The sequence below is a fragment of the Chryseobacterium sp. 2TAF14 genome (assembly GCF_052115105.1).
Lineage (GTDB): Bacteria > Bacteroidota > Bacteroidia > Flavobacteriales > Weeksellaceae > Chryseobacterium.
On record NZ_JBFRGA010000234.1, the window covers coordinates 1 to 3,615 of the forward strand.

The following is a 3,615-nucleotide window of genomic DNA, read 5'->3' on the forward strand; positions in this document are numbered from 1 at the left end:
ATATAGTCCATATTGCAGAATAAAAAACGTGTAGCATGAACAATATTTTGGTTTTTAAAAGGAGTATCGCCCCAATGTGATGTTGGTTGTAGTTGATGCATTTCATTGAGTAGTTTAGAAAATGGCTGATTGATATATTGGGCTTTATTAGCTTCAAATTGCTTCATGTAATTTAAAGTATCTAATTGGGCATTAGCCTTGTAACTAAATGTTATGAATAGCAGAGCTATAAATTTTATTATATTTTTCATTATTGTTTTTTTAAAGATTACAATTGTCAGTTTGTTGATATGTTGATGCGTTAGGATTATTGGGGTTTTTATTTTCACTTACAAATATACTTTTAAAACTCCCGCCTGGTTGCTTTTTACTCATCACCATTCCTGTATCATACTTCTTCAAAATATATGCCTGTGCTAATGCTCCTGCTTCGTTATGTGATTTGCCTTGCTTTAAAAAAATATTTATAATTTTATCAAAATCTGCTCTTATAGTACTTCCAGGTTTCCAATGACCACTATCATCACTCTGTGGATTAGTTTCTACATATTGAGATTTTGGATAATTAGTGGCAAAATCTTTTGCTTTTTGTGGGTCTATAACGCTGATGTTGTAAATACTTCCAGCAGATACTACAAAGCTTGTCACAAAAGAAGGATTAAGTTTATTATAAACAGCATTAGTTGCAATGTCTCCTGCTGAAGGGCATTCATAGCCATAAGTTCCGTTATGTGTGTGTGCAGAGCCAGTTACTGTAAAAGTATAATCTGTTGGCTGGAGACTTACACTGCTTGTAGCGCCCTTCTTAATCTCAGAAGTTGTATAGCTTCCGTCACTTTTTATTCCAAAGTTAAACCCTTTTTCAATAGTGTCTGTAAGTACTGTCTGTGAAGCTTTAGCCAAAGAGTCTTTTATGGTTTTTTGCTCAAGCAATGCTTTTGCTTTTAGATTTGCCTGATTTACTTTTTCACAAGGTGTTGTAGGAGGATTAAATTCCAGATTCGGTAAAGTAGGTGTTCCTGAATTACAGCCTTCGTTTCCTCCAATAGTAGAGTTCGGGTCTTGTGGCTGTGAAGGAACTCCGTTTCCTTCACAAGGCTGGGTAGAAGGCGCTGTTCCGCCACCTCCATGATTTCCGCCGCCTTCAGACGGTATTGATGGAGTTCCACCCTCATCGTTGCCTCCCACTGCTATGTCATTACATCTCCTTGTGACGGTGATTACCAGTACCGACTGGGTAGGTTCCGGGCATTTCCCCTCACTTAAAGGACCAAATTCTTCTCCATTGTGATGCATGCCACCGCTGCATGTCGTGTAATAGGCATCCACATAATCATAGCAGACCACTCTTTCCATTACTTGTGGTTCATAAGTTCCGCTTTGTAGCAACTCTTTGGTTATTTTTCCTTTTAGATCTACCGCACCGCCTGCTTATCCTGTGTTGTAAAAAAATATAAACCTCTTTTTCAAGAGGCTTGTATTTTATTGCTTTGTCAGTACAATATCCTTCGGGAAATTTACAGGGTATTCTCCATGCTGTTGTGCATACGAATCATGTACACAATCCTCCGTAAGACCTCCTTCCATCTTACCATCCCAATGTAAGGTCATTTGCGTGGTTCCGTTCGGACTGTTTATACTCAGTAGATTTTCTAATTTAGTAATGATAAGGCGTGTATGTGTGTTACACATATTTTTCGGATAAAACATGATCGTTTCACATATTTGACCATTATAGTTGGTAAACATACCCAGTCCCCAAAATTCCGGATGCTCATAATCAAAATTACTTATTCGGTCTATCTCTATATTTCCATTAGCGTCAATTATCTTTCTTTCACCCATTAACCAATCGGTATAATATGGATAACCATTATTAGAAAAATATTTTACTTTTTTTAGTTCAAGATAGAGTGTTTTACCATTCCATTCTCCTTTCCATAGACCTACATATTTATCATATTCATTGTTTGTATCTTTTATATAGCTGTATGGTTGAACATCAAAACGGCTGGTGTTAAGAGGATACTCCTGTGCTAAGACTCCTAATGAAATAAGAAGTGCTATTAAAATAATTAGTTTTTTCATAATTTGATTATACTAAATCTCTGATGAGGCTTCATTCTACTGTTTAGTCAAAACAATATTCGCAGGTAAGGGTTCTGGAAATGGGTTAGAATTATAGTATGGACAGCTTGACGTAATAATATCAGTTGTGTCGATGAATTTCCAATTAAGTTGATTAAAGTTTCCGTTTAAGAAGCTAATATAAATATCACCTGTCATACCACAAATATCATTATCAAAATAATACAATTTATATCTTATATTAGGTTGTGTAAGAAATCTCAGCCCATTTATTTTAGTATCATCATTAGGTAGATTAGTATTGTCAAATAATATATTCCCTGATGAATCTAAAACTTTAAATTTTCCGACAAGCAAATCTCTATAATAATCTTTATTATCATTATAATTAAATTGTTTTTTTATTTTTTTAAGTGAAATAAATATTGTTTTGCTATTCCAAGTACCTTTCCAAATTCCCTCATAGGGAACCAACTCATTATTTATATCTTTAATATAGGCATTATTGGGTACTTCAGCATAAGTATTAAGAGGATATACTTGAGCACAACTCAAAAATAGTGAGTGAAATGCTAATAAAATAATTAGTTTTTTCATAATATTTTTCTTTAATCGCATGGTGTTGGTATTACAGTATTAGTATCATCTAAGGTTAGTTTTAGCTTTTCCTGTGGTTTTTTCAACTTGGTATAATTGTACTCCGTCTATTTTTACTTTTTCTTTCAGAAATCTCAAAAATACTTTTTCCACTTTGTCTTGGTCAAAAGTATTATCATCATTTTGAATTTCTCTTAAACGTTCTTCATACCAAGAATTCCAAAATTTCAGACCATTCGGTCCAATACCAAATGTAGTAGAAAAGCCTGTATATTTCAAAATATAATTTCCTGCAGAAGTTATTACCATCGCATATGCGTCTCCGATACTTCCGCTTTCGTTAGCATTGACAACACAGCTCGATAAAAAGGTAGCAAGATCTGCCGGTGAAAACATTTTCACAACCCCTTCTTTATTATTATGAGTATGTATGAAAGCAAAATATCGATTTCCATCGGGAAGTCTTACTCTATGAGTATCAATGCTATTTTCCATAGGTTGATACTGTATTCCTACAACCCCTGTATTTGCAGGAGGATAAGCAGCGGCAAATCCCATTTCATGGTCGTAATCAAAAACTTCTGGCTTGTCTATCGCCGTTACTTTTTGCATAAATCTGRCATTAGCAAAATTTCTTTTAATATCCCAACAAGGATCGTGGGTACTTGGTAAAGGCAGATTCGGTAAAGTAGGTGTTCCGGGATTACAGCCTTCATTAGTTCCTAAAGTAGCATTAGGGTCTTGTGGTTGTGAAGGAATACTTCCTTCACATGGATTTTCAGGATTGGTTGCTGCGCTACTTCCCGGAGGTTCTATGGGATTGGTTGCTCCGCCACTACCTCCGCCGGGATTAAAACCTCCCGGTGTGGTTCCGGTCTCATTACCGCCGCTGCCGGTATAGCCTCCTCCCGGAGTTGAGCATATCAAATC

At 35.6% G+C, this 3,615-nt stretch carries 4 protein-coding genes and 1 pseudogene; all 5 read right to left on the bottom strand.

Features of this window, described 5'->3' with window-relative positions:
* Window positions 1–251: pseudogene (locus AB4Y90_RS16585) on the bottom strand (hypothetical protein); the annotation flags it as partial.
* 10 nt (window positions 252–261) lie between these two features.
* Entirely contained in the window at window positions 262–1,389 is a 1,128-nt protein-coding gene (locus AB4Y90_RS16590; protein WP_441558681.1) for a hypothetical protein, read from the bottom strand.
* Window positions 1,390–1,482: 93 nt separating this feature from the next.
* The gene (locus tag AB4Y90_RS16595; protein WP_441558682.1) at window positions 1,483–2,088 is read right to left on the bottom strand and encodes a DUF6705 family protein; all 606 of its coding nucleotides are present in this window, start codon (window positions 2,086–2,088) and stop codon (window positions 1,483–1,485) included.
* 36 nt (window positions 2,089–2,124) lie between these two features.
* A complete protein-coding gene (locus AB4Y90_RS16600; protein ID WP_441558683.1) occupies window positions 2,125–2,685 on the bottom strand; it encodes a DUF6705 family protein in 561 nt (186 codons plus the stop codon).
* A gap of 45 nt (window positions 2,686–2,730) precedes the next feature.
* Window positions 2,731–3,615, bottom strand: an 885-nt coding sequence (locus AB4Y90_RS16605) for a hypothetical protein (protein WP_441558684.1), incomplete at its 5' end; no start/stop codon positions are given.